25 protein-coding genes and 1 other annotated feature are annotated in these 26,217 nt (G+C 32.3%); of the genes, 5 read left to right on the top strand and 20 right to left on the bottom strand.

Annotated elements, in window-relative coordinates:
- The gene (gene infC, locus ACY2U7_RS04825; protein ID WP_461811504.1) at positions 1-495 is read right to left on the bottom strand and encodes a translation initiation factor IF-3; all 495 of its coding nucleotides are present in this window, start codon (positions 493-495) and stop codon (positions 1-3) included.
- A gap of 332 nt (positions 496-827) precedes the next feature.
- Here infC and ACY2U7_RS04830 point away from each other — a divergent pair, with 332 nt between their 5' ends.
- Positions 828-2,183: a sodium-dependent transporter gene (locus ACY2U7_RS04830; protein ID WP_461811839.1), complete on the top strand. Its 1,356-nt coding sequence runs from the start codon at positions 828-830 to the stop codon at positions 2,181-2,183.
- Between the two features lie 49 nt (positions 2,184-2,232).
- Here the strand turns inward: ACY2U7_RS04830 and ACY2U7_RS04835 are convergent, their stop codons facing one another.
- The 7 genes from ACY2U7_RS04835 to ACY2U7_RS04865 all read right to left on the bottom strand — a co-directional run bounded on the left by ACY2U7_RS04835 (position 2,233) and on the right by ACY2U7_RS04865 (position 11,461).
- A complete protein-coding gene (locus ACY2U7_RS04835) occupies positions 2,233-3,096 on the bottom strand; it encodes a DegV family protein (RefSeq protein WP_461815970.1) in 864 nt (287 codons plus the stop codon).
- 62 nt (positions 3,097-3,158) lie between these two features.
- Positions 3,159-4,529: a spore germination protein gene (locus ACY2U7_RS04840; RefSeq protein WP_461811841.1), complete on the bottom strand. Its 1,371-nt coding sequence runs from the start codon at positions 4,527-4,529 to the stop codon at positions 3,159-3,161.
- Between the two features lie 110 nt (positions 4,530-4,639).
- Positions 4,640-5,152 (bottom strand): dCTP deaminase/dUTPase family protein, encoded by a 513-nt coding sequence (locus ACY2U7_RS04845; RefSeq protein ID WP_461811842.1) that lies wholly within the window; start codon positions 5,150-5,152, stop codon positions 4,640-4,642.
- Positions 5,153-5,165: 13 nt separating this feature from the next.
- On the bottom strand, positions 5,166-5,654 hold the full coding sequence (nrdG, locus tag ACY2U7_RS04850; RefSeq protein WP_461811843.1) for an anaerobic ribonucleoside-triphosphate reductase activating protein: 489 nt from the start codon (positions 5,652-5,654) through the stop codon (positions 5,166-5,168).
- On the bottom strand, positions 5,654-7,774 hold the full coding sequence (gene nrdD / locus ACY2U7_RS04855; protein WP_461811844.1) for an anaerobic ribonucleoside-triphosphate reductase: 2,121 nt from the start codon (positions 7,772-7,774) through the stop codon (positions 5,654-5,656). The genes nrdG and nrdD overlap by 1 nt, the downstream gene beginning before the upstream one ends.
- A 224-nt stretch (positions 7,775-7,998) precedes the next feature.
- The gene (locus tag ACY2U7_RS04860) at positions 7,999-9,168 is read right to left on the bottom strand and encodes a YibE/F family protein (protein ID WP_461811845.1); all 1,170 of its coding nucleotides are present in this window, start codon (positions 9,166-9,168) and stop codon (positions 7,999-8,001) included.
- Positions 9,169-9,220: 52 nt separating this feature from the next.
- Positions 9,221-11,461 (bottom strand): purple acid phosphatase family protein, encoded by a 2,241-nt coding sequence (locus ACY2U7_RS04865; RefSeq protein WP_461815971.1) that lies wholly within the window; start codon positions 11,459-11,461, stop codon positions 9,221-9,223.
- A 388-nt stretch (positions 11,462-11,849) separates the two neighbouring features.
- Here ACY2U7_RS04865 and ACY2U7_RS04870 point away from each other — a divergent pair, with 388 nt between their 5' ends.
- A complete protein-coding gene (locus ACY2U7_RS04870; protein ID WP_461815972.1) occupies positions 11,850-12,260 on the top strand; it encodes a hypothetical protein in 411 nt (136 codons plus the stop codon).
- A 462-nt stretch (positions 12,261-12,722) separates the two neighbouring features.
- On the opposite strand, the gene ACY2U7_RS04875 is transcribed toward ACY2U7_RS04870, so the two are convergent.
- The 3 genes from ACY2U7_RS04875 to ACY2U7_RS04885 are packed head-to-tail and all read right to left on the bottom strand — an operon-like array spanning position 12,723 to position 15,387.
- Positions 12,723-13,163 (bottom strand): ASCH domain-containing protein, encoded by a 441-nt coding sequence (locus ACY2U7_RS04875; RefSeq protein WP_461815973.1) that lies wholly within the window; start codon positions 13,161-13,163, stop codon positions 12,723-12,725.
- 29 nt (positions 13,164-13,192) lie between these two features.
- On the bottom strand, positions 13,193-14,131 hold the full coding sequence (gene metA, locus ACY2U7_RS04880) for a homoserine O-acetyltransferase MetA (RefSeq protein WP_461812494.1): 939 nt from the start codon (positions 14,129-14,131) through the stop codon (positions 13,193-13,195).
- Positions 14,132-14,136: 5 nt separating this feature from the next.
- The gene (locus tag ACY2U7_RS04885; RefSeq protein ID WP_461812495.1) at positions 14,137-15,387 is read right to left on the bottom strand and encodes an AI-2E family transporter; all 1,251 of its coding nucleotides are present in this window, start codon (positions 15,385-15,387) and stop codon (positions 14,137-14,139) included.
- Positions 15,388-15,511: 124 nt separating this feature from the next.
- Between ACY2U7_RS04885 and ACY2U7_RS04890 the strand changes: the two genes are divergently transcribed.
- Positions 15,512-16,327, top strand: a complete 816-nt coding sequence (locus tag ACY2U7_RS04890; protein WP_461812496.1) for a putative manganese transporter — start codon at positions 15,512-15,514, stop codon at positions 16,325-16,327.
- Between the two features lie 53 nt (positions 16,328-16,380).
- Here the strand turns inward: ACY2U7_RS04890 and ACY2U7_RS04895 are convergent, their stop codons facing one another.
- The 6 genes from ACY2U7_RS04895 to ACY2U7_RS04920 form a co-directional block, all read right to left on the bottom strand.
- Entirely contained in the window at positions 16,381-16,710 is a 330-nt protein-coding gene (locus tag ACY2U7_RS04895; RefSeq protein WP_461812497.1) for a DUF1540 domain-containing protein, read from the bottom strand.
- Between the two features lie 52 nt (positions 16,711-16,762).
- Positions 16,763-18,724 (bottom strand): threonine--tRNA ligase, encoded by a 1,962-nt coding sequence (gene thrS / locus ACY2U7_RS04900; protein ID WP_461815974.1) that lies wholly within the window; start codon positions 18,722-18,724, stop codon positions 16,763-16,765.
- Entirely contained in the window at positions 18,724-19,173 is a 450-nt protein-coding gene (locus tag ACY2U7_RS04905; RefSeq protein ID WP_461812499.1) for an acyl-CoA thioesterase, read from the bottom strand. Before ACY2U7_RS04905 ends, thrS begins: the two co-directional genes overlap by 1 nt.
- Before the next feature lie 93 nt (positions 19,174-19,266).
- Positions 19,267-19,473 (bottom strand) — a binding site (T-box leader).
- A gap of 30 nt (positions 19,474-19,503) precedes the next feature.
- A complete protein-coding gene (gene udk / locus ACY2U7_RS04910; protein ID WP_461812500.1) occupies positions 19,504-20,118 on the bottom strand; it encodes a uridine kinase in 615 nt (204 codons plus the stop codon).
- 46 nt (positions 20,119-20,164) lie between these two features.
- Entirely contained in the window at positions 20,165-20,890 is a 726-nt protein-coding gene (locus tag ACY2U7_RS04915) for a YdcF family protein (RefSeq protein ID WP_461812501.1), read from the bottom strand.
- Positions 20,891-20,960: 70 nt separating this feature from the next.
- Entirely contained in the window at positions 20,961-21,461 is a 501-nt protein-coding gene (locus tag ACY2U7_RS04920; protein WP_461812502.1) for an SEC-C metal-binding domain-containing protein, read from the bottom strand.
- A gap of 157 nt (positions 21,462-21,618) precedes the next feature.
- Here ACY2U7_RS04920 and ACY2U7_RS04925 point away from each other — a divergent pair, with 157 nt between their 5' ends.
- Positions 21,619-21,834 (top strand): hypothetical protein, encoded by a 216-nt coding sequence (locus tag ACY2U7_RS04925; RefSeq protein WP_461812503.1) that lies wholly within the window; start codon positions 21,619-21,621, stop codon positions 21,832-21,834.
- Between the two features lie 2 nt (positions 21,835-21,836).
- Here ACY2U7_RS04925 and ACY2U7_RS04930 read toward each other — a convergent pair whose 3' ends face one another.
- The gene (locus ACY2U7_RS04930) at positions 21,837-22,004 is read right to left on the bottom strand and encodes a hypothetical protein (protein ID WP_461812504.1); all 168 of its coding nucleotides are present in this window, start codon (positions 22,002-22,004) and stop codon (positions 21,837-21,839) included.
- 157 nt (positions 22,005-22,161) lie between these two features.
- Here ACY2U7_RS04930 and asnA point away from each other — a divergent pair, with 157 nt between their 5' ends.
- Positions 22,162-23,172, top strand: coding sequence for an aspartate--ammonia ligase (gene asnA / locus ACY2U7_RS04935; protein WP_461812505.1), 1,011 nt, complete (start codon positions 22,162-22,164; stop codon positions 23,170-23,172).
- A 48-nt stretch (positions 23,173-23,220) separates the two neighbouring features.
- On the opposite strand, the gene ACY2U7_RS04940 is transcribed toward asnA, so the two are convergent.
- Together ACY2U7_RS04940 and cls are read right to left on the bottom strand one after the other, a co-directional pair.
- Positions 23,221-24,501 carry an adenylosuccinate synthase gene (locus ACY2U7_RS04940; protein WP_461812506.1) on the bottom strand — a complete coding sequence of 427 codons (1,281 nt, stop codon included), beginning with the start codon at positions 24,499-24,501 and terminating at the stop codon, positions 23,221-23,223.
- Between the two features lie 148 nt (positions 24,502-24,649).
- Complete coding sequence (gene cls / locus ACY2U7_RS04945) at positions 24,650-26,200, bottom strand: cardiolipin synthase (RefSeq protein ID WP_461812507.1); 1,551 nt, start codon at positions 26,198-26,200, stop codon at positions 24,650-24,652.
- Positions 26,201-26,217: the final 17 nt, after the last annotated feature.

A 26,217-nucleotide genomic window follows, 5' to 3' on the forward strand; every position in this document is an offset into this window, starting at 1 on the left:
TTAACGTTTTTCCGTTAAAACCATACTCATGCTTCTTCCTTCTAATTTAGGTTGTTTTTCAACAGAAGCAACATCTTTCAGCATGTCTGCAAAATCATCTAAGATATGTTTGCTCGTCTGAACATGTGCCATTTCTCTTCCTCTAAAACGTAATGTTACTTTTACTTTATTACCTTTTTCGATAAATTTCTTTGCGTTATTTACCTTTGTATTCAAATCATTTGATTCAATATTTGGTGACAGACGTACCTCTTTCACATCAACAGTTTTCTGTTTTTTCTTTGCTTCTTTTTCTTTTCTTGCCATCTCATATCTGTATTTACCATAATCGATAATTTTACAAACTGGTGGTTTTGCTGTTGGAGCAATTTTAACTAAATCCAAATCTGCTTCCTGCGCAAGTTTCATTGCCTCTCTTGAAGACATAATTCCTAATTGTTCTCCATCTTCTCCTATCAGACGTACCTCTTTATCTCTGATTTGTTCGTTAATCATTAAATCGCTAATTGTCTTGCACCTCCATCATAAATATAAATCCTTTTGAACGCAAAAAAATGAATAGCACAAACTATCCACTTAAAATTTTACATAATACACCTTTTTTCAAGGAAAATGATATATTTATGCTCAATATCAAACCATTAGTCACTACCTCGTGCTAAGGTGAGAGTGGACACTCTACTTTATTTTTTGCTTTCCGCTTCTATTAATCTACCACACTTTCAACGTACTGTCAACAATTTTTTTCTTTTTTATTTTTCTATTGATTTTATACTTTTCTTATGTAATAATCATAAACAATCTTAAAGGAATAGGAGGTTTTTATTATGTCACAACGTAGCAATTTTTCAAGCAAAATCGGATTTGTACTAGCAGCAGCTGGTTCAGCAGTAGGTCTTGGTAACATTTGGCGTTTTCCATATCTTGCAGCTCAATATGGGGGAGGAAGTTTTTTATTTGTATATCTAATTCTTGCTGTTACTTTTGGATTCACTTTAATGATAACAGAAATTGCAATCGGGCGTAAAACTGGCTTAAGTGCAATTGGTGCTTTCAAAAAACTAGATCACCGTTTTGGATTTCTAGGCATACTTTCTGCAATCATTCCAATTATTATCTTTCCTTATTATAGTGTAATTGGTGGATGGGTACTTAAGTATTTTTCTGTGTTTGTTTCTGGTCAAAGTTCAAAAGCTGCTGCCGACACTTATTTTAACAGTTTTATTTCTTCCACTGTAGAACCTATTGGTTGGTTTTTTCTTTTCATTGCTTTTACAGCTATCGTTGTTTTATTTGGCGTACAAAAAGGAATTGAAACTGTCAGTAAATTTATGATGCCTATTCTTGTTATTCTTTCCGTAGGTATCGCTTTTTATGGATTAACTGTAGACGGAGCTCTAGACGGATTAATCTACTACTTAAAACCAAGTTTAGAAAATTTTTCTATTAAGACAATCCTTGCTGCCATGGGACAACTTTTTTATTCTATGTCGCTTTCCATGGGTATTATGATAACCTATGGATCTTATTTAAAGAAAGATAGCAATTTAGAATCTTCTGTAAGACAAATCGAAATCTTTGATACAGGAATCGCATTCCTTTCAGGGCTTATGATTATTCCTGGTGTGTTTGCATTCTCTGGTGGAACTGCTGAAAGTCTTAATCAAGGACCTGGACTTATGTTTGTTACTCTACCAAAAATGTTTAATAGTATGCCTATTGGAAACATTATTGGAACATTGTTTTTCTTACTTGTATTTTTCGCAGCCTTAACATCAGCAATTTCTTTAATGGAAACGATTGTATCTATTTTCAGAGACAAGTTCCATTGGAAGAGAAAATTCACCTGTGGTCTTGTTACTATTATTACGCTTCTTATGGGTATCCCATCCTCACTTGGATTTGGTCCATGGACGCACATTAAATTCATCGGATTATCTATTTTAGACACTTTTGATTTTATTAGCAACAATGTATTAATGCCTATCCTTGCATTTTTCACTTGTATTTTTGTTGGATTTATTATCAAACCTAAAACAATTTCTAATGAAGTCAAAATAGGAAATCCAAAATTTAAAGGTGAAAAATTATACTCTATTATGATTAAATGGATTGCTCCAGTATGTCTTGTTGCAATTCTAATTAGTTCTATTTTAAACACCTTAGGAATTATTGTATTATAAATCATAAAGAAAAGCCTCTCTGTCTCATAACAGAAAGGCTTTTTTATTCCTATCTTTCATTTCCCATAAAAAATACTGCTACAACTCCTGCACCTGTGTGACTTCCGATTACAGAACCAATTCCATTAATAATAATCTTTTTGATACCAAAACGGTTCTTTATCTGTTCTTCCAAATATTTTGCATCTTCAATACAATTTCCATGAGTAATCATAACTACATCATTTTCATATCCTTGCATTTGGCTTTCCATTCTATCTAAAAGGGTAATCAAAGATTTCTTTCTTCCTCGTTCTTTCCCAATAACAACTAATTTTCCTTCATTATCCATATGAATAATCGGTTTAATTTTAACCATTGTCCCTAAAATTGCCGTTGTCTTAGAAATCCTCCCCCCTCGATGTAGGTGATTCAAATCATCCACTGTAACATTATGACAAATATGCAACTTGTTCTCTTCTATCCACTTTGCAATTTCCTCAAGACTTTTCTTCTGTTCTTTTAACTGCAATGCTTTATAAAGTAATAATCCTTCCCCCATAGACGCACACAAACTATCTATAACAATAATTTTTGACTCTGGATACTCCTCACTCAAGTCTTCCGCAGCCATCCTTACGCTATTATAACTCCCACTCAGTCCTGATGAAAATCCAATATATAAAATATCTTTTTCCTCTTGCAAAACAGGTTCCAGCGCTTTTCTCGCTTCTTCCGGATTAATCTGAGAAGTAGTTGGAAGCGAACCATTTTTTAATTTTTCAAAAAATTCTTCATGTGACAGTCCTTCCAAATCTTTATAAGTAATCCCATCCATAATATAAGATAAAGAAATAGTTAGTACATCATTTTCCTCCAAAAATGCCTTTTGTAAATCGACTGTACTGTCCGTTGCTATAATAAATTCTCTCATGGCCGATACCTCCTGTCTATATAGAATATATCATACCATCTTTTCTCTATCATTAAAATACTTTAATTTAATTTTATATTTAAATAATTTCTTCCTGACAATGTTTTATTACAAACAACCGAAATAATAACTATAAGGCAACCCACAACAAATCCAAACCAATCAAACCATGCTGTCAATACAAGTAAAATTAATCTCATAAACTTCAAAGCATATCCTAATTCAAAATTTGGTTGTGTATAATTGGCCACAGCAACAAAAGACATATATAACATTACTTCACTATTAAACCACCCCGACTTTACCGAAAATTCCCCCATAACAATACCTGCAATTACACTCAGAGGCGTACTCAACATACTCGGGGTATTCATTGCTGCTAAACGCAGACCATCAATAGCAAGCTCTAGCAGCAGTAACTGATACAAAATAGGTATATTTTGTACATCTCTAATCAAAATAAATTCAAATGTCTTCGGTAACCATTCTGGATTTTGCATAAATAAAAGAAACAGCGGAGTAACAAATACTGTAGCAACCGTAATAATCGCTCTCGATACTTTTAAATACACGTTTGTTACTGTCGGAAAATAATAATCATTTGCTTCCTCTATCATATCTAGAATTGATGTCGGTAAAATCATTGCCGAAGGGGAATTATCTACTAAAATTACAATCTTCCCTTCTAAAAGACAAGCAGCTGCAGTATCTGGCCGTTCTGTAAATTTAAATTTAGGAAAAGGATTAAACCATTTTCTTTTAAACAACTGTTCTGCCAAACTTTGCTGATTCATTCGCAAGTCATCCACTTTCATTTTGTCTAATCTATTTGTTAAATTTTTCAAAAGTTCTTTATCCACTCTATCTTCCATATACGCAACAACTACATCTGTTCTAGAACTATCTCCAATATCCATCATTTGCATAATAAGATGTGGATCACGAATTCTTCTTCTCATTAATGCCGTATTAAACACAATTGTTTCTACAAATCCATCTCTTGACCCTCTCAAAGATTTATCTTTATAAGGTTCTTCTACACTTCTTGCTGGATATGTGCGACAATCGATAGCAAGACAAGCAGAATATCCATCAATAAAAAAACAAGATACTCCTGATAAAACATTTCGTAAAATATCATCAAATTCTGTAAGAACATCCACCTCCACATAGGGAATAAATTTTCTCGAAAATGTTGTAGCATCCTCCGGCATATCATATTTATTCACCCCTAAAAAAGAAGTCATCAATTTCTGCATCGTATCATCTTTAGTAAAACCATCTATAAAATAGAACGAACTTTCCTTTTCCCCTATGACAATATCTCTTCTAATCAAATCAAAACTTTCATTCACCGGCAAAACTGTATTCATATAATCAATATTTTCCACAAGTGAATCACTTACTTTTCTCGTTGTTATTTTTTCTACCATATTTCCCTCCATATTCACTTCTTAAATCATTATGGACAAAATATAATAAAAATATACAAAAAAGAAAACGCAGTAAAGATGTTGCGTTTTCTTTTAATAAATTTCCAAAACTATTTCGTTGTACTTCCAAGTCCTCCATTTCTTACACTTGTCACATTATCATCGAAAGTAATACCATATTCCACAAAAATCCCTTGCATAAACCCAGTTCCCGCTAAAATTTCCGCTTTTTTATTTTCATTTGTATCATTTGTAATTTTCGCAAAAATATGTCCTTCATTATCCGAATAAAAATAATCGCTATCGATAATACCAACCGTATTATTTAATTGCAAACGATATTTAAACCCAAGGCTACTTCTTGGATAACATTTCAACACCCAATTTTCTTCCATTTCCACGCGAATTCCTGTCGGAATTTTCACTGTTTCACCAGGAGATAAAGAAAATGTCATCGGCGCATAAAAATCATATCCTGCCGACCCTGCTGTTGCTCTTTTAGGTAATTTTATTTCCTCATAAATTTTTTGTATTTCTTCTTTTTTTGTATTTGGAAATGTATCTTTCCATCCTTCTTCAAACTGTTCATAACTTACTTTATGAAATTTTGCTATTCTTTTCATTATCTCTTCCACCTTAGTTATATAATATTACTTTATCTTGTTTTAACGTTTCTTGCACATCAATCACTCGCTGATTAGAACTTCCTTTCCAATGCAAATTAGCATCTTTCTTGTCGCATTCAAACTCTCCATCAACAAGAACATCTATATATTTCATAAGTTCCATTTCTTTAATATTTTCCCACAATGCACCTGTATAAAGCCAAGTTGTTTTTTGCGGAAATTTCCCACGGATTTCTTTTGCTAAATCTGTAATTTCATAAACGTTGTTAATATGTAATGGATCTCCTCCACTAAACGTAATTCCACTAGTATAACTTTTTCCTAATTCTACGAAAAGTTCTTCCTTTGCCGCATCATCAAATTCTAGTCCTCCATTTGGGTCCCAAGTAATTGGATTATGGCACTCTTTACAACAATGATTGCATCCTGACACCCACAAAACCACACGCAGCCCATCTCCATTTAACATATCATCTTTTGTTATATTATGATATCGCATTACATACTCTTCCTTTCCGCGATTTCAGCCATTTTTGCATCATTTAAACGTGTATCGCCTTTTACCCTTGAATAAGAAAGATAACCGTTCATTCTATCAATTTTAGTCAAATTTGTACTTCCACACTTCGGACAAACATCCATAGAGAGTTCCTCATGTCCACAATCATCACAATATGCTAAAGATAAATTTACACCTTCGTAAAATCCCATTTCCATCGCTCTTCTAACTAAAGCTTTAATCGCTTCTGTATTATAGTTAATTGGATATTTTACATATTGAATTTTTCCACCATTGCATAAATCCCAAAAACGGAATTCCAAATCTTGCTTCTCTATTGGGGTAATATCCTCTGTTACATGACAATGAAAACTATTACTTACATATTCGCGATCAGAAACATTTTCCACAATACCATATTTCTTACGGAACTGTTGTACTTGAACACCACACAAATTTTCAGCAGGTGTTCCATAAATCGCATATAAATATCCATCTTCTTTCTTAAATTCGTTTACACGCTTATTAATATATTCTAGTGTTTTAATTGCAAACTCTCCGTCTTCCACTAATGATTTCTTATTGTAGAGTTGCTGCAATTCATTGATTGCTGTAATTCCAAAAGAAGCTGTTGCTGATTTTAATAATGGTTTGATTTTATCATACAATCCTAAATTTCCACCATAAAATCCGCCTTCACAATATGCTAATGGATTTGTAGACGCTTTCATCTCTCCCAAATATTCATAAGTACGAATGTGAAGTTGTCGAATAAGTTCTAAATAATAATCTAGTACCTCAAAAAATTCTCTATTCTCTTGTTTTGCTTTCGCATAAATCATCGGAAGATGAAGGCTCACTGCACCAATATTAAATCTTCCCACAAATACCGGCTTATCATTTTCATCTGCTGGATTCATTCCACCTTTTTCATACCAAGGAGACAAAAACGCACGACATCCCATAGGACTAACAATTTTACCGTATCGCTTATACATGCTTGGGACATAACCTTTTCCAGTTAAACTTAACCAGTCTGGATACATCGTCTTTCTCGAGCACTCAATCCCCGCCTCAAAAACGTCCTCCAAAGGTTTTCCTGGTCCATGTAGATTTTCATCATAAAGAAAAACAATTTTAGGAAATAGTACAGGTTTTTTATGTCCCTCTTTTCCTTGACCATTCTTGCGTACTTCTAACATTTTAATCGTGGCCAATTTTCCATAAATACTTGTATTTGTACCAGAAGTTACTGTGATAAATGGATAGTCTCCACGACTTGAAGATACAGAATTAAACTTATATTCCCAACCTTGAAATCCTTGTTCCATTTCTTTTTCCAAATCTGCCCATGCAACTTCATGAGCTTTTTCTTCCGAAAGACCTAAACTTTGATATTTTTCCAACAAAGCTTTATGAGATTTTTCAGCAAACGGTTCCAATATATCATCAACACTTGGAACTGTAAATCCACCATACTGCTGACTTGCTGCACTTAACACAATATCTCCAATAACATCAAATGCCGTATCTAAAGATTTCGGTTCATTATACCAAAGATTTCCCATCTCAAATCCACCAAGCAATACGTTCTTTACATCAAACAAGCAACAGTTCATCGTATCTCTTCGCGCTGACATATCATGAATATAAATATACCCCTCTCGAATTGCTTGTATCTCTTCAATTGTAAGGAAAAACTTCTTATATAATTCTTTATTCAATTCATTAAAAATCAAACTTCTCTTTGTAGATACAAGGGCACTATCTGTATTACTGTTTTCCTTATCACCTATATACATAATTGACTGGCTTTTCTTGTACACTTCATCTAGCATCTGGACAAAATCTTGTTTATAATTTCTATAGTCACGATAACTTTTCGCCACCATGGGATTCACTTTTTCCAAAGCACCTTCTACGACATTATGCATCTGAGCAATCCTAATTTCGTTTATCCCCATTTTATGTACTTCTTCTTCAACAAATTTGCAAATAAAATCCAAATCTTCTTGCGTAAATTTAATTAATGCACGATACGCCGATTTATTAACTGCAACAATGACTTTTTGTACATTAAATTCTTCTCTTGTTCCATCTTTTTTAATTACTTTTATCACAGATACTCTCCTTCCTTTTACCTCTTTAATTCTATATTTAGTATTAACATTCAAATATAATCACTATATATTGTTTTGCTGTGTCTTATCTATAGTACCACTTGCTCAATACATCGTCAACAAAATCTAATTCGAAATAATATACAAAATTTTTAACCTTCAACTCCTATATTTTTGTTTAAAAAAATAAGTTGTCTGTGCTTGACAACCCATTTTCTTTATTATTATGTTCTTTCAATATTGTAATGTTTTTCCCCCATATACATTGCTGCTACTACTGATACCAACGGCACTGTTAAAATCACACCTATTGACCCTGCTATTCCTTGTATAATTTCTATTCCCATTTCATAAGAATTCATCATTTGTAAAAATGGCATATCATATGCATAAAAAACCATAAACGTACTTAAAGAACCACCCGAAAATGCAAGAATCAACGTATTTGCCATTGTCCCCATCATATCTCCTCCTATTTTGATTCCGCTTTTAAACAATTCACGTCTCGTCAATTGTGGATTATGATAATGTAGTTCTTCAATCGTAGTAGATATTGACATGGCTACATCCATAACAGCTCCCAAAGATGCAATCAAAATTCCCGAGAACAAAAGCCCACCAATCTGTAATTTACTATTTTGCCCTATATATAACAATGTTTCAATATTATTTACATTATACCCTGTAATACGACCTAATTTTCCAAATAAACTTGCCGAAATTCCAGCTATAATGACACCACTTACTGTTCCTATAATCGCACATGCTGTTTTCTTCGAAAAACCACCAATAAAATACATTGTAACAAACGTAGTTAAAATCGTTACAATGGCAGCGCTTAAAAACGGAGAAAATCCTAAATACATCATAGGTAAATATAAATACAATATACAAATAAATGTAAAGATTAATCCTAGAGCAGATGTAAACCCTTTGCTTCTTCCAATTATAACTAATGTTAAAAAGAAAATACCTATCATAATAAATAAAATTGTTGTTCGATTATAATTATATACACTAGCACTTACTTTCCCGTTATATTCGCTTACCTGCACAATAACAGAAGTTCCCACTTGGCAATCTGCTCCATAAAGATAACTATCTATATTTGTTGCTTCTACAATCTCTCCTTTAAATTCGCCACTTTTCAAACGCACCTTTATCTCTTGCGTCCCTTGTTGACTTCCATCTTCATTTCTTTTTCCAGAAATTATCTCTACTACTTCTGCTTTTTCAAATTGATTCCCATTTTCTTCCAATAACTCTTTTTTCTCTATTGATTGATTAAAAAAATACAAAAAAACAAAAAACAAAAGAATTGCTACCCACACACAAATATGCTTCATCTTTTCTTTTTTGCTCAGTTTTCTAAACATTTCTATGCCTTTTTTCACAATTTCCTCCATATATCAGACAGGACAGAAAATTCTGTCCTGTCCATTTATACTATTTATTTCTTCTTTTTAAAAACCACGCAATTGCTAATGCTGTAATTCCTGTTACTCCAAACAAACCAATTGGTTCATCATCCCCTGTCTTTACCAAATTAGATGGTTTTGCAGATGTTCCATTATTTGAAACATTTGTGTTCGGTGTATGCGATACATTTGGTTTCTGTTGTTGTTCTGGACGTACTTCGGAATCTTTTTCATTCGCACTTTGAGCAAATTTATTTCTTTCATCTGCAAGTTTTGTACTCAATTGTGTCAATTCACTTTTTGTTATTTTTGCTTCATCTGCTTGTCCTTTTAAATTTTCTAACGTCTTTTTAAATGCATCTACAGTTTCCTTTTTATATTCGCCTTTTTTATTTCCAACAATCGCGGTCATTAATGCTTTTTCCGCATCCACAAATTGATTTTCAAGTTCTGTAAATTCAGTTGTAGTCACCACTTCTTTTTGTGCATATGTAAGATTTGCATAAGCGTTTGTAAGCGCATCTGCAGACACAGGTGCATTTGTATTATTTTCATATAATGTTTTATCTAATAAAGTTGAATATCCCTTTTTCAACGCTTGGCTATTCAATTCGCCACCATAACCATTCTGTGCATATCCATAATAATTTACAGGATCTTCATCCGTATTGTATTTATTAGTCAACTCATTTACAGCGTCTCTATCATCTCTTGTATCTAATATAACATCAACATTTTTCAATGCATCTTGAATTCTCATTTTTGATCCACTTGTCATAACACTTAAATCCATTTTTTTTACTGCATCTTTTTCTTCTATAATAGACGTTGCTCCATCTGTTTTTCTAATTGATACATCATTTGCATATTTATTTCCTTCATAATCATATGTTTTTAATGTCAATTCATTTGACGAAACATCAAGAGTAGAAAATGTTGGTACAGGTGTATTTGATCGTTCTGCAAGATAATATTGCTTAGTTGTATTTAAAGTATAAAATTTACTTCCTGTAGCAGAACCTGCTGCAATATATAAAGTTCCTTCTGGATTTACTGCATTGCTTACACCTTCTCCTACACCTTCTGTTTCTATTACTTTTCCATCTAAAATTTGATATGTACGAGCATAAGAATGATCATGCCCAGTTAAACACATATCAATATTAAATTCGTCCATTAATGGAGCAAATAAAATTCTTAGATTGGCTCCATCGACATCAGAATGGGGCGAACCGGATCCGTAAATATCATGATGGAACATTACAATTTTCCATTTTGCATCTTCGTGGCTTTTTACTGCCTGTGCCATCAAGTGACGATGTTCCTCTACATTGCGGTTATTACTATTTAATACAATATACAGCGCATCACCATAACTATAATAATAATCTCCTCCTGATTCCGTAGCACCAAGTTTTGATGAATTTGGATTATTATAATGATAAGAATAGTCATCTCCTTTTGACTCATGATTTCCTATTGTTGTTGAAACTGGAACATTTCTTAAAACTTCTGGATAAAGATATCCTGCATATTCCTGTTCTCTTACAGCGTAATTGTTTGCATCTGAATAATCAATCTGATCTCCTGCAGATAAAATAAAACTTGCATTTTTAGCAATTCCATTCTCCCCAAGAGCACTATTTAGAGTTTTATTCCATGCATAAGTATTTACTGCAATATCTGTATCTTCCTTTGTTCCTTGTCCATTACTTCCCGAAGCTCCAATTTGAGGATCTCCCACCAAAATTGCTTGATAATCACTAAATGAGTGGGTTTGATATTTTTTAGCTTCACTCCAATTTTGTCCATCTATAGAATACTGATAATAATACATTTTATTTTCTTCTAAATAATTTTCTACAACTACTTTATTACTCGCTGTATATGTATTAAATAAATTATTTTTTTCAATTTGTTTTACTGTTCCAGTAAATATTTTTGCCTGACTCATATCTTGATTTTCAGAAATACGAATCTGTGGATTTCCTTTTTCTTTTGAATACCATGCAAAATTTAAACTTTTCTCATTTTTTCCTGGTGTCAATACAACTTTTCCCGAATCCATCTCTCCAGTTTGTTGTTGATTCCATTTTGTGTCATACCACGTTTTGTAATCCTGTGTTGCTATCAACCCACTATTTAATTTTTTTGTACCATCTTCTTGAGTATATTCCCCAAATGCAAATGCCTGTGTATTTCCAACCATAGAAACTGTTGTTGCTACTGCCAATGATAATAATACACTTTTCTTTGTTTTCTGAATCATTATCTTATTCTCCTTTTTATTTTTGGTTTTTGTTTTGCAAACCTAATTATTATCTCTTTTTTCTTTGGTTTCAATACACTTTACATAGTCTTAACAATGTTTTACACAGCCTTTTCTTTCCTCAAACCTCTCTTTTAAATATCTTCTTCCAAGAAATCTATTTTTAATCTACAATCAATAAAGATAAAATCAAAGCCGAATACTCACAAAGTTTCTTTCCCTCCAAATACTCGGCTACGTTATAAATTCTATAATAAATCTAATATACAAATAAAAATGAAGTCGATTATATTACCAAAATTATGATTAAGATTAATGAAAACTCTTGACTTTACAGTTAGTGTATAGTTTATACTTTTTGTATCAAGATATAAGGAGTGAAATTTTAATGATGAAATTATTATTACTAGCAGTAATTGTACTTATAAAAGTTTTAATATCCAAATGTATGGCATTAGTGTGTATTATATTGTCATTCATATTCAAAGGTAAACAATTACATAAATCAGCATCTGAATGGGACAAATATTTTTTATCTTTGCACGATGATTTTGTATATAAGTACACACGAATCATTTATATAATATCTACTGTTTTATCTTCTTGCGTGATGTTTTTGCTATTTAGATTTTTTGATTTCAAATACTCAATTTCTTTAACACTCATCATTTTAATGGTTGGTAGTTTAATTACATGGTACAAATATCAAAAAAGTGGTAAAAGTTACATAAAGAAAAAATTTCATGAGATTAAAGAGTCAATAATATCTGATAATATAAATAATAATGTTACTCTTTAAAAGTTCCGCATAAAATTAAATTTATCAATATTTTAACTCGTACAAGCATTGTGTTTTGTGCGAGTTTTTTTCTTGCTCTTCTTTCGAATATATCATTAGAATACAGTTTAATTCTTTGATGATGACTGTTATTAATTCAAGTATCAACTAAGAAACTTGCTGTTGCTTTGCAAAATTTGTCGAATAAAGAGCGTGATATAATTTTATTACGTTATTTTCAAAGCATAAGAGAGAAAAGAATTAAAGCAATCTTGAAATCAAAATGAAGTAATCATATTGCATGAATAAAAAACGGGAGATACACAGATGTTTGTGCTATCTCCCATGTTATTTTTTGTGTCATATCAAGGCTCATTCAATCGTGGTAAAATATATATTTTCCTATATTTCAAATCCTTGAAAGTATAGTGTTTATACGAATAATTGAAAATCAGATATAAAATTCAATATAATCTCTATAATTTATTTTTTATAAACAACTTCAAATTCTTCACACACTACTTTCATGTCAACCGAAAATTTAAATCCAACTTGTTCCAAACATTTAGCAAAAAATTCTTCATGCACTTGTCTCCAAAACTGTAAAGATTTATCTCCTTCTCCTTCTTTATATGCATGTTCAGCTGTTACATCTTTAAAAGCTGTAACATATACTTTCTTTGTTTGAATAATGCAGATTGCTTCATTTTTAGAATTTAAAATTATGTTATATTCCCCAACTATAGGTAATGGTTCATTTTCCAACTCATATAATTGATAAGCGGAAGCAGTAGCGGTTTTTTCTCCAGTTTCAACTAATTTTGCAAGTAAATCAGCCTCTACACCGAAAGACCAATCTACATATTTTTCGTTATCTATGTTAGTTTTGCTAACAAAGTTGTTCCACATCTCTTTAGCTGTCATAAGAATTCTCCTCACGTATTCCTAATTTTTTAATATTTACATACATCCTTAAACGGCGTTCCTACCATATCATACGGTGTCGCCTGATATACGTAATAATTCAACCAATTTGTATATAAATTATTCGCAGCTGCTCTCCATGTCAAAAGCGGCTTTTTTGTTTCATCATCATTTTCATAATAATTTTTAGGAATAGCGATTGGTATATTTTTAGCTTTATCTCTTTTATATTCTTGATCCAAAGTCAATCTATCATATTCTGGATGTCCCATAACAAAAATCTGACGTCCTTCCTCAGCCATGACAAGAAACGCTCCCGCTTTTTCTGATTCTGCTAAAATATGTAATCTACTATCCTGTCTTATTTTGTTTGTTGGCACATTTGTATATCGCGAATGTGGTGCTAAAAATACATCATCAAATCCTCTCACAAGCGGAATCTTTCTATTTAACACTTTATGCCAAAACACTCCAAATAACTTTTCTTCCAACGGTTCTTTATCTATCCCATAATGATAATAAATTCCTGCCTGTGCCCCCCAACATAAATGAAGAGTAGAGGTCACATTCGTTTTTGTCCATTCCATTATCATTTTCAATTCTTCCCAATAATCAACTTCTTCAAATGGCAGTTGTTCTACTGGCGCTCCCGTGATAATAAAACCATCAAATTTTTGATTTTTGATTTCTTCAAAAGTAATGTAAAACTTATTTAAATGGCTTGTTTTTGTATTTTTTGATTTGTGACTTACTACGTGAACAAATACAACATCCACTTGCAATGGTGTATTCGATAACGAACGCAATAACTGTAATTCAGTATCCTCTTTTAGTGGCATTAGATTTAAAATACCTATCCGAATTGAACGAATATCTTGATGAACTGCACGTTGTTCATCCATAACAAATATATTTTCTTTTTCCAAGATTTCCTTTGCAGGTAAGTCATTTTGTACGCAAATTGGCATATTTTCTACTCCTCTTCTATAGATTGGATTTTTTCATATTCTTTCGATTCTTTTGGTAATTTCTTCTTTTCTAATTTTTTTTCAATATACATACCAAACAAATAATAAAGAACTGCAAATGTTGGAACTCCCATAATCATTCCCACAAATCCAAATAATCCTCCACCTAACAAAATAGAAAACACTACCCAAAACGCACTCAATCCTGTAGAATCCCCTAAAATTTTAGGTCCCAAAATATTTCCATCAAATTGTTGTAAAACAAGAATGAAAATAATAAAGTAGCCTCCTTTAACTGGATCAGATAATAAAATTAATATTGTACTTGGAATTGCACCAATATACGGACCAAAAAACGGAACAACATTTGTCACCCCCACAATAACACTAACTAAAAGTGTATATGGCATATCCAAAATACTCAAACCGATAAAGCATAAAATTCCAATGATAATTGAATCAATAATTTTTCCGATGACAAATCCACCAAAAATTTCGTGGCTTTTTCTTGTTACTTGTAATACCAAGTTTGCTCGCTCTCTTGATAATAAGGCATATGTAATCTTCTTACACTGACTTGTGAATTTTTCTTTACTATTCAAAACATAAACCGAAACAATAACACCTACAGCAATATCAAACATTGTTTCAAAAAAACTAAACACACCTACTGTTACAAACGACATCATTTGGTTAATCCGTGTAAGTAAATCTGTTTTTAACCATAATTGAATTGACTCTGCCCCATTTTCCAAAACACTTTTTACCGTTGCAGAAAAAGCTGTATCATTTATCCGTTCACTCTCCAAAAAATCTATGGCATTATTAATTTGCATAGGTAGACTCATAATCATATCTCTTATACTTCTATACAATTCAGGAATGATCATATTCAATAATAAAATAACAACTGCAAAAGCTAAGAGCAACGCCCCGATAATCCCTATACTTCTTGAAAATTTTTGTAATTTCTGTTTGCTTTTTGCTTTTTTCTCAAACGTTTTTATAATTATATTTTCTATTCGAGTTACAAGCGGATTTAATAAATAAGCAAATACAAGTCCTAATATAATAGGTTGCAAAATACCGCCTATCTTTCCAAGAAATTCTGCAATATCATCTACTCTTAAAAAAGCAAAATAGCAGGCTATACATGCCACTACAACCAAAAACGAAGTTAATCCTCGCATAAAGTATTGTTTTATTTTCATTTGTGTTCTTGGTGCTATGTTTTTCTGTTTATTTTTTTCTTCCATTTGTTTTTCCCTTCCTCATTTTTTGACCTTTTTATTATAACCTTTAAAAATAAAACACGTCAAGTTTTCTATACTTGCATCATACACTAATACGTGAGATAATACTGAACTAGAGGTGATTTTTATGATAATTGATATTTTAAAAGATACTACACTGGATAGTATACATATTCTTCCATTTATATTTCTTGCATTCCTTCTTTTAGAATGGGTTTCGCACCAATCTAAAAAAATACATATTTCTTTAAATCCTTTTTTAGCTGGACTTCTTGGTTGCATTCCACAATGTGCCATTCCTGTTCTTGCAGTAAATTTATATTCAGGTGGAATTCTATCTACTGGTTCTCTATTGACGTTGTTGATCTCCTCTACAGACGAATCAACTTTAATTTTATTTAAAGACCCTAAAGGCCAGGAGATTTTTATTCCTCTTCTTATCACAAAATTTATTATTAGTGTCATTGCTGGATACCTAATTAACTTTTTCTTGAAAGATAAATTCACTCCGCCAAAACAAGCAACCATCTGCGAATGTCATGGCTGTCAACATTCTCACGGAATTTTTCTGGCTGCTTTAAGACATACGGCAGAATTATTCTCCTATTTATTTATATGTTCTTTGGGACTTGGATTGCTTCTTGAATCAATAGGTATTGATACTTTAACTCATATTTTACTTGGAGGCTCTATTTTACAGCCACTTTTAACTGCATTCATTGGATTAATTCCAAACTGTGCCGCTTCCTTACTTCTATGCGAACTTTATCTTGATAATCTCATCGGATTTTCTTCGCTTGTTTCTGGACTTTGTTCTGCCTGTGGTGTAGGAATTCTTGTACTATTAAAAACGAAAATAAACAAAAAAGAAGTGAGTAAAATTATAAGTTTTCTTTATCTCACTTCAGCACTTTCTGGTATTATTCTTTCTATATTTTTCTAAAACAAAAATAGAAGCTGTACACTAATTTCTTAATGTGACAGCTTCATTTTTATTTATTTACAACTAAACGTTGCACATTCTGTCCCCCCGCAATCACAGGCGTTGCTTCCCTCTACACTAATTTTTCCTGCATGACAGTGACATTTTTCATTGTACATACATTCTGTAGCTTTACAATCAATTTCACTTCGATCAGAGGCTCTACTTTCTGTAACATCATTGTAACTATTGCTGTAATTATCTTCTTTCCTTTCTTGAAAACTATCACAACAAGTATCTTCTGCATTTTTAGCAGAATTTCCACCTACCTTAATTGCATCTAAATCACATAAAAATTGTTTGTTATGCACGCAAGTCTGCACTGAACATTTCAATTCTGGCATTTTGCTACCTCCTTATCTTTTTTTCTTCAGAGATAGCATTGCCAAATCCTTTTTATTTATTCTCTTCTACTTCAATTTTACGAATTTCTTTTGTACGAATTTCTTTACAAATCTCGTCAATAAATGTATCTAATGATTTTTGTCCTTCATCTCCTAAGAATCTGCTTCGTACAGACACAACTTTATCTTCTTCTTCTTTTGCTCCAACAACAAGCATATATGGAACTTTATCTAATCGTGTTTCACGAATTTTATATCCTATTTTTTCTGCACGATCGTCTACTGTACATTTAATTCCATTTTCACGAAGTTTTTCCAATACTTCATGTGCATAATCATGATATTTTTCAGATATTGGAAGAACACGTACTTGTTCAGGGCAAAGCCATGTTGGGAACAAGCCAGCATATTTTTCAATTAACCATGCCAATGTTCTTTCATAACATCCCATTGCTGTACGATGAATAATGTATGGACGTTTCTTTTCTCCATCTTTATCGACAAATGTCATATCAAATCTTTCTGCTAAGAACATATCTAACTGAATTGTAATCATTGTATCTTCTTTACCGTATACATTTTTTGCCTGAATATCTAATTTAGGTCCATAAAATGCTGCTTCGCCTGTTTCTTCTGTATAGTTAATTTCAAGATGATCTAACATTTTACGCATAACATCTTCAACTTCATCCCACATTTCTCTTGTTCCAAGATATTTATCCATATTATCTGGATCCGCAAGAGATAAACGATATGTTACATCCTCTTCTACACCAAGTGTTGTTAAACAATATTTTGCTAAATCAACACACCCTTTAAATTCATCTTCAACTTGTTCAGGTGTGATAATAAGATGTCCTTCTGAGATTGTAAATTGTCTTACACGAGTCAAACCATGCATCTCTCCTGAATCTTCGTTTCTAAACAAAGTAGAAGTTTCACCATAACGGCAAGGAAGATCTCGATAACTTTTCTGGCTTTGTTTATACACATAATATTGGAATGGACAAGTCATTGGACGGAGCGCAAATACCTCTTCTCCCTCTTTTTCCTCATCTCCAAGAACAAACATTCCTTCTTTATAATGTCCCCAATGATCAGAAATTACATACAAATCTTTTTTTGCCATAAGAGGTGTTTTCGTTCTCATGTATCCACGTTTTTCTTCTTCATCCTCGATCCAACGCTGCATTGTTTGAATAATTGCAGCACCCTTTGGCATTAATAATGGAAGACCTTGACCGATAACATCTACAGTTGTAAATAATTCCATTTCACGTCCCAACTTGTTATGATCACGCTTTTTAATTTCTTCTAAATGTTCCATGTGTGCTTTTAATTCATCTTTTTTTGCATATGCAGTACCATAAACACGAGTTAACATTTTATTTTTTTCATCACCTCTCCAGTAAGCTCCTGAAGATGAAATTAATTTAAATGCTTTTACACCTTTTGTGCTCATCAAATGTGGTCCTGCACATAAATCTACAAATTCTCCTTGTTTATAAAATGAAATCACAGCATCTTCAGGTAAATCCTGAATCAATTCTACTTTATACGGTTCTCCTTTTTCTTCCATGTACGCAATTGCCTCTTCTCTAGGAAGTTCAAAGCGTTCTATCTTTGCACCCTCTTTAATAATCTTTTTCATTTCCTTTTCAATGGCGTTCAAATCTTCATTTGAAAATGGTGCGTGTTCAAAATCATAATAATATCCTGTATCAATTGATGGTCCTATGGCAAGTTTAGCCTCTGGATATAATCTTTTTACAGCTTCTGCTAGTACATGGGATGCTGTATGACGAAGTGCCGAAAGCCCTTCTTGATCATTTGCTGTTAAAATATTCAAAGAACAATCCTCTTCTACCATTGTTCTTAAATCAACTACTTTTCCATTAATCTCTCCTGCACAAGCTGCTCTTGCCAATCCTTCACTAATATCTAATGCAATATCATATACTGATTTTATTTCTTCATATTCTTTTACTGATCCATCTTTTAATGTAATTTTCATTATTTCTCTCCTTCTTCTTCATTTTTATTATTTTGTGAATCCTCTATTCCTTTTGTAAACATATTGTGGAACTCAATTAACTCTTTTTTTAACGAAATTGGTTTTCCCATCTTGGTTAAGAAGCAGTGTTTTGTAACACCTTTACAATGTATCATTCCTGTTTTATCATTATGAATCTCATAGGCAACGGTTAATTTAATCCCATTATATTCTTTAATTCTTGTTGTAATTGTAACAGTATCACCAAAACGAACCATACGAAGATATGTGGCTTCTACTTCTAAAACTGGGCTTAAAATACCTTCTTTTTCCATTTCATCATATCCCATTCCCAATTGTTCCATAAAATCGGTTCTCGCTTCTTCAAACCACCGAATATAATTTGAATGATGAACAATTCCCATTTGATCTGTTTCATAATACTGTACTTTATGCTTATATGCCTTCATCCTATTTTCTCTCCTCACTTTATCACTAAAATGTTCAATAACATTCTCTATATAGATAGTAACAAAAAATCCCTTGCAATGAACTAATTCACTGCAAGGGACGAGCGTACATTCACTCGCGGTTCCACCCTAATTGTACTGACAATGTCAGAACCACTTCTATTGATGATAACGGAATCACCGGACAGTTTTCTATCACTTAGAGGTAGTTTTCAAATGTTTCCGAAATAAGAAGCTTCCAGCCAATGACTTCTCTCTCTGTATCCTTTCACATTCTACTCTTCTCATCAACGTGTTTTCATATATACATATTATTATAACATTATCGCTTTATTTGTCAATGAGCAAAGTTTCTATCTTTGTCTTAACTAAATCAAAGGCAACATCATTCATTCCACTATTAATAACAACATCTGCCATCGCTTTAGTTGGTTCTACATAAATATAGTGCATAGGTTTAACCGTTGTTAAATACTGTTGTGCAATATCTTCGACATAACGCCCTCTTTCACGCACATCTCGAATTACTCTTCTCAAAATACGCTCATCTGCATCTGCTTCCACAAAGATTTTGATGTCCAACAAATCTCTCAATTCTTTATTCTCCAAAACAAGAATACCTTCAACAAGAATAATTTTTGTTGGGTGTAATGTTACTTTCTCTTTCGCTCTATTATGTTTTGCATAATCATATGTCGGTCCTTCGATTGTTTCTCCATTCTTTAATGCTCGTAAATGCTTTATCAAAAGTTTTGTATCCAATGCATCCGGATGATCGTAATTTGTTTTCTTTCTTTCTTCAAACGGAACACCATCATTGCTTCTATAATAGTTGTCGTGATAAATCACAGTTAATTGATTTTTAAATGTAGCTTTTAACCTATTCGTAAATGTTGATTTTCCTGAACCAGAACCTCCTGCAATTCCTATAATTACTGTTTTCATCTATTGTAAAATCCTTTCCAAAATTAAACTCTTTTTATTATAGCATTTACTTATGAAAAAGTACAAGATAAACAACTGCAAAAAATTCTCTAACTAAATAATTTAAAAACAACACTGGATCTGTTCCTGCTCCAATACCAACAACGTCCTTATATCCTATTTGTTTTGCTAATTTCACACTTCTATAAATATGAAAATTATTTGTTACAATTCCCACTTTTTCATTCGCTTTTTTGATATAATTCAAACTATATTTTAAATTTTCCTCTGTAGAATGCGATAATTCTTCCACAACAATTCTTTCTGGATTTATCCCTTTACCAATTAAATATTCTTTCATAGCAAATGCTTCTGTCACTTCTTCACCGATTCCTTTTCCCCCCGATACAATTACGTTTGTATTTTCATGAGAACGAAGATACTCTACACCTTTATCTAGCCTCTTTTGCAAAGAACCAGTAATAATTTTTCCTCTTACACAAGCGCCTAAAATAATGAGCACAGATACTTCTTCCAATCCAGTCGGAACCATAGCACTCAAAATTACAATAATTACAACTAAAAAAATTAAAAATAATGTCGTAAATCCTATCTGAACGGGAAGATACATCTTCTTTTTCATATTATTCACACCCAAACCCAAAATAAACTGTAGCAAGCCAAAAACAACCCAAAATCTTGAAAATGTAGCTTTCCAGTTGCGTGTATGTAAAACAATAAGCAAATAATATAATATACACAATATTCCCATACTAAAAAAAGCTTTCGACATATACATTCCTCCATATAACAGCAAAGGGTGTCAGAACCATATATTCTTACACCCTTTACTTATCCATTAATTATTTACCACAACATTTTTTATATTTTTTACCACTTCCACATGGACATGGATCATTTCTTCCAATTTTTTTCTCTTTACGAATTGTTCCTGACTGTTTTTGTTCTCTGTATAATTCTTTCTTTTTTTCTGGAGTAAAAATATTATCCCACTGTGGAAGTTCATATAACCAGTCTGCTTTTGCATCTACCATATTTTTATATAATTTTTCTTTATCAAATGCAAGACTTACAACTGTATCCTCTTCCATTTCTTCAATTGGATTCGCTTCTTTCAAACTATCATTAATTCCATCAAGAAATCCTGTCATTGTAAATACTTCAATTCCATATTTTTCAGCTAATTCTTTCACTGTTCCTTTTACTTCTTCATCAGGATTCCCCAATAATTTCTCATAAATTTCTTTTTCAATTTGGAAATATGTTCCCCAAAACTGTTGTAATTCTGCTTTATCCATTTCTTTTGAATAAGCAGTATCTCTCCATTGTTCTAATAAGCTCATTTCTATGTTCTCCTTTTGTTCTTCATTTTAATATACCTATTATATACCATATCCGTATGTTTTTCAAAAACTTTTACAAATTTTCTTATTTCTTTGTTATAATAAATACAGATAACACTTTTAAAATATAATTCATGTATAAAGGACGGACAAGAATATGAAAAAAACAAAACGTATTTTAGCCATTATTGGAGTAATTCTTCTTATTGCTCTTTACGGAAGTACACTTTTATTTGCTTTTATTGATACAAGCAAATCCTTAGGTTTATTTAAAGCCTCTATTGCTTTAACAATATTAGTACCTGTGCTTCTGTATGCCTACTCTCTAATATACAAGCTCACCAAAAAACAAAATAACGATGAAGAAAACTAGTTTTACATATAAAGTTCTGCTAACATTAATGCAGAACTTTTTTGTTCTTTTGTTACCATTTTATAAGTAGTTCTTTGGTTTTGTTCTTGCTCTTTAATCTTTTTTCTTTTATATAAATACTCTTCAATAGAGATAATTTCTTGATTTTTTTTGTTGTCTTTTTGTTGCATATCATTACCTCCTATCCATATAGTATATGCAATTCCTGTGATAAATATATGTATTATTTATAAATCTTTTCTGTTTATTTCTTAAGATTTTCTTGACATTCTCATAGAGATGTATCACACTGAACATAATTTGACACTTTAGAAAGGATTTAAAACGATGCAACAATTAACAATACCAGAAGGCTATTATTCCCCTCTGTCTATTCGCGAGACAGAAGTTGCCATTAAAGAGATTAAAGACCATTTTGAACGGGCATTAGCTAAATCGCTCCATTTAACTCGTGTTTCCGCCCCTCTTTTTGTAAAGCCCGAAAGCGGGTTAAATGATAATCTAAATGGCATTGAACGTCCTGTTTCTTTTGGAATCAAAGAACAAAATGATACCGCCGTTGAAATTGTTCACTCTCTTGCAAAGTGGAAACGATATGCATTAAAACGCTACGGTTTTCATTCTGGGGAAGGACTTTATACAGATATGACTGCTATTCGCAGAGATGAGTATACGGATAATATTCATTCCCTCTATGTAGATCAATGGGATTGGGAAAAAGTAATTTCCAAAGAAGAGCGAAACACTGCAACATTAGAGCATAATGTACGGCATGTCTATAGCGCATTAAAGGAAACAGAACAACATATCTCTAAACGTTATAATTATATTGATACAATTTTACCTGATGAAATTTTTTTCATTACATCCCAAGAACTAGAAAATATGTATCCTGATTGTACTCCGAAAGAAAGAGAGTATCACATTGCAAAAGCAAAAGGCGCAGTCTTTATTTCTCAAATCGGGAAAGTATTATCATCCGGCGAAAAACATGACGGACGTGCTCCAGACTATGATGATTGGGAATTAAACGGGGATATCATTGTTTACTACCCAGTTCTTGATATTGCCTTAGAACTCTCTTCTATGGGTGTACGGGTGGATGAAACTTCTTTAAAACACCAATTGAAACTTGCAAACTGCGAAGATCGGGCTAAGTTAACTTTCCAAAACTCTCTTCTACACGGAGAACTCCCTTACACTGTAGGTGGAGGAATCGGACAATCTCGTATCTGTATGTTTTATTTGAGAAAAGCTCATATCGGAGAAGTGCAATCTTCTATATGGCCTGAACCCATTTCCAAAAAAGCAGAAGAATGTAATATCCAACTATTATAAAAAACAACACTTCATTTTAGATTTAATCTTTAATGAAGTGTTGTTTTTCTATTTATTTCTATATATAATTTCGTCTCTTCCCGGCCCATTTGAAATCATTGTAATCGGATACCCCAACTTGTCTTCAATAAATTCAATGTATTTTCTACAATTTTCTGGAAGATCTTCATATTTCTTAATTCCTCTAATATCTGATTTCCATCCAGGAAGAATTTCTAATACTGGTTTTGCTTTTTCTAAAAGATGTGTTGTTGGGAAATTCGTTGTGATTTCTCCATCTATATCATAAGCAACACAAACTGGAATCTCATCAAGATATCCAAGTACATCTAACACTGTAAACGCAACATCCGTCGCTCCTTGCATTCTACAACCGTATTTTGATGCCACCACATCAAACCATCCCATACGTCTTGGACGTCCTGTTGTCGCACCAAACTCACCACCATCACCACCTCTGCGTCTCAATTCATCCGCTTCTTCTCCAAAAATTTCACTCACAAAGGCTCCTGCTCCGACCGCGCTTGAATACGCTTTACAAACAGTAATAATCTGTTTTATTTCATACGGAGGAATACCTGCTCCAATTGCACCATATGCAGCCAATGTAGAAGAAGAAGTTACCATTGGATAAATACCATGATCTGTATCTTTTAATGAACCAAGTTGACCTTCTAAAAGAATTTCTTTTCCCTCCTTGATTGCCTCATGTAAAAACAAAGACACATCACATACATACGGCTCAATCATTCTTTTATATTCTTTTAATTCTGTATACAATTCTTCAGATTTTAATAATGGTTTGTGATATAAATATTCTAATAATACATTTTTTTGTTCGCATACGCGGACAACTTTTTCTTTTAACAATTCGTCATCAAACAACTCACTTACTTGAAAACCAATTTTTGCAAATTTATCTGAATAAAATGGAGCGATACCCGATTTCGTAGACCCAAATGATTTTCCACCTAGTCTTTCTTCTTCATATTGATCAAACAAAATGTGATATGACATAACTATCTGTGCTCTATCAGACACAAGAATTTTCGGCATCGGAACACCTTGGTCAATTATCATTTGAATTTCTTCAAATAATACTGGAATGTTTAACGCTACTCCATTTCCAATAATGCTTGTTGTATGTTCATAGAATACTCCAGATGGTAAAGTATGCAAAGCAAATTTTCCATATTCATTAATAATTGTATGGCCTGCATTTGCTCCTCCTTGAAAGCGAACGATGATATCCGCTTTTTCTCCAAGCATATCTGTAATTTTCCCTTTACCTTCATCACCCCAGTTAGCACCTACTACTGCTTTAACCATTCTATATCCTCCTATAAATCTCAATTACATATAAGTTTGCTTTTTTACCTCACGATTATACTCTCTTTTATTAAGAAACACAATAAATTTTTTTAATTTAATATAAACAAGTCCAACCAATTTTTCCCTTTCTTGGTTGGACTTACTATTACATTAATGGAGCAATAAGCCGTAACACACGTCCTGTTACCGTTTCTATTACTCCTCGCATACGCAAATCTGTAATTGTAACTTTCTGACATTTTTTCAACGTCTCTTGAAAATCTTTTTCAATATCTCGAACAACTTGATTATTATAGATAAATGTACCACATTCAAAATGTAAATACAGACTTCGGTAATCTAAATTAATTGTACCAACAGTTGCTGTATCATCATCTGATACAAAAACTTTTGCATGAACAAATCCCGGTGTATATTCATAAATATGTACTCCTGCATTGATTAGCTCTTCATAATATGTTTTCGCCAATACAAACGCATACCATTTATCTGGAATATGCGGCATAATAATAATTACTTCAATTCCACATTTTGCCGCATACGTTAAATTTGTTACCATTTCATTATCCAAAATAAGATATGGTGTCATAATATGCACATATTTTTTAGCATGATTTAAAATATGAAAATATACTTGTTCGCCAATATTTTCATTGTCATATGGACTATCTCCATACGGTAAAACATATCCCAATTCTCGTCTAAACTCTTTTGATTTTGGAGTGAGATATTTTTCAAAATTTTCTTCTTTTTTCTCAGTTACATTCCACATCTGTAAAAACATCATTGTAAAGTTTTGTACTGCTTCTCCTTGCAACATAACCGCTGTATCTTTCCAATGCCCAAAACGTTCTTTCTCATTGATATACTCATCAGCTAAATTAATCCCTCCTGTGAATGCAACTTGTCCATCAATAACACAGATTTTTCTGTGATCTCTATTATTCTGATGTGTAGATAATACTGGTTTAATCGGACTAAACATTTTGCAACGAATTCCCACTGCTTCTAGTTCTTTAGGATATTGATAAGGAAGAAGGACAATACTACACATCCCATCATACATAAAACGGACTTCAACGCCCTCTTCCACTTTTCTCTTCAAAATTTCCAAAATAGAATCCCACATAACCCCTTCTTCTACAATGAAATACTCCATAAAAATATAATGTTTTGCTAATTCCAACTGGCATTTTAATTCTTCAAATTTTTCTTCTCCTATTTTAAAGTAAGTCACTTTTGTATTTCTATGCACTGGAAAACCAACTTGCTTTGAAAGATAGTGCGCCAAATTTGCATTTGCTGGCTTTGAAATTCGTAATTCCTCAATAATTGTATCATTTTGAGTCATATACGGCTTTGTTTTATTTCCTAATACAGACAATCTTTTTCCTATATATCTTGTACCTGGCTGAATCTGCATAAAAATATAAAACACCGTCCCAACAATCGGAATAAACGTTACAAACAAAATCCAGGACATTTTGAATGCTGGGTTTTCTTTTCTATTAATAATATAAATAATAACAATCATACTAAGAATAATAAATCCTACATATACTGAAAAGGCATATTGCTCGATACTAGTAATGGTTGCTATCATTAACCCAATTTGAAACAATAATAATGCCGCTACCAAAGCAGTTCTACTAAATATAATTTTAAAAATCCCACTTTTTGCTTTCTTCGCTTTCATTCTACCACTTCTCTTCC

The sequence above is a fragment of the Faecalimonas sp. genome, from assembly GCA_029264305.1.
In the GTDB taxonomy this organism is placed as follows: Bacteria; Bacillota; Clostridia; order Lachnospirales; family Lachnospiraceae; genus Faecalimonas.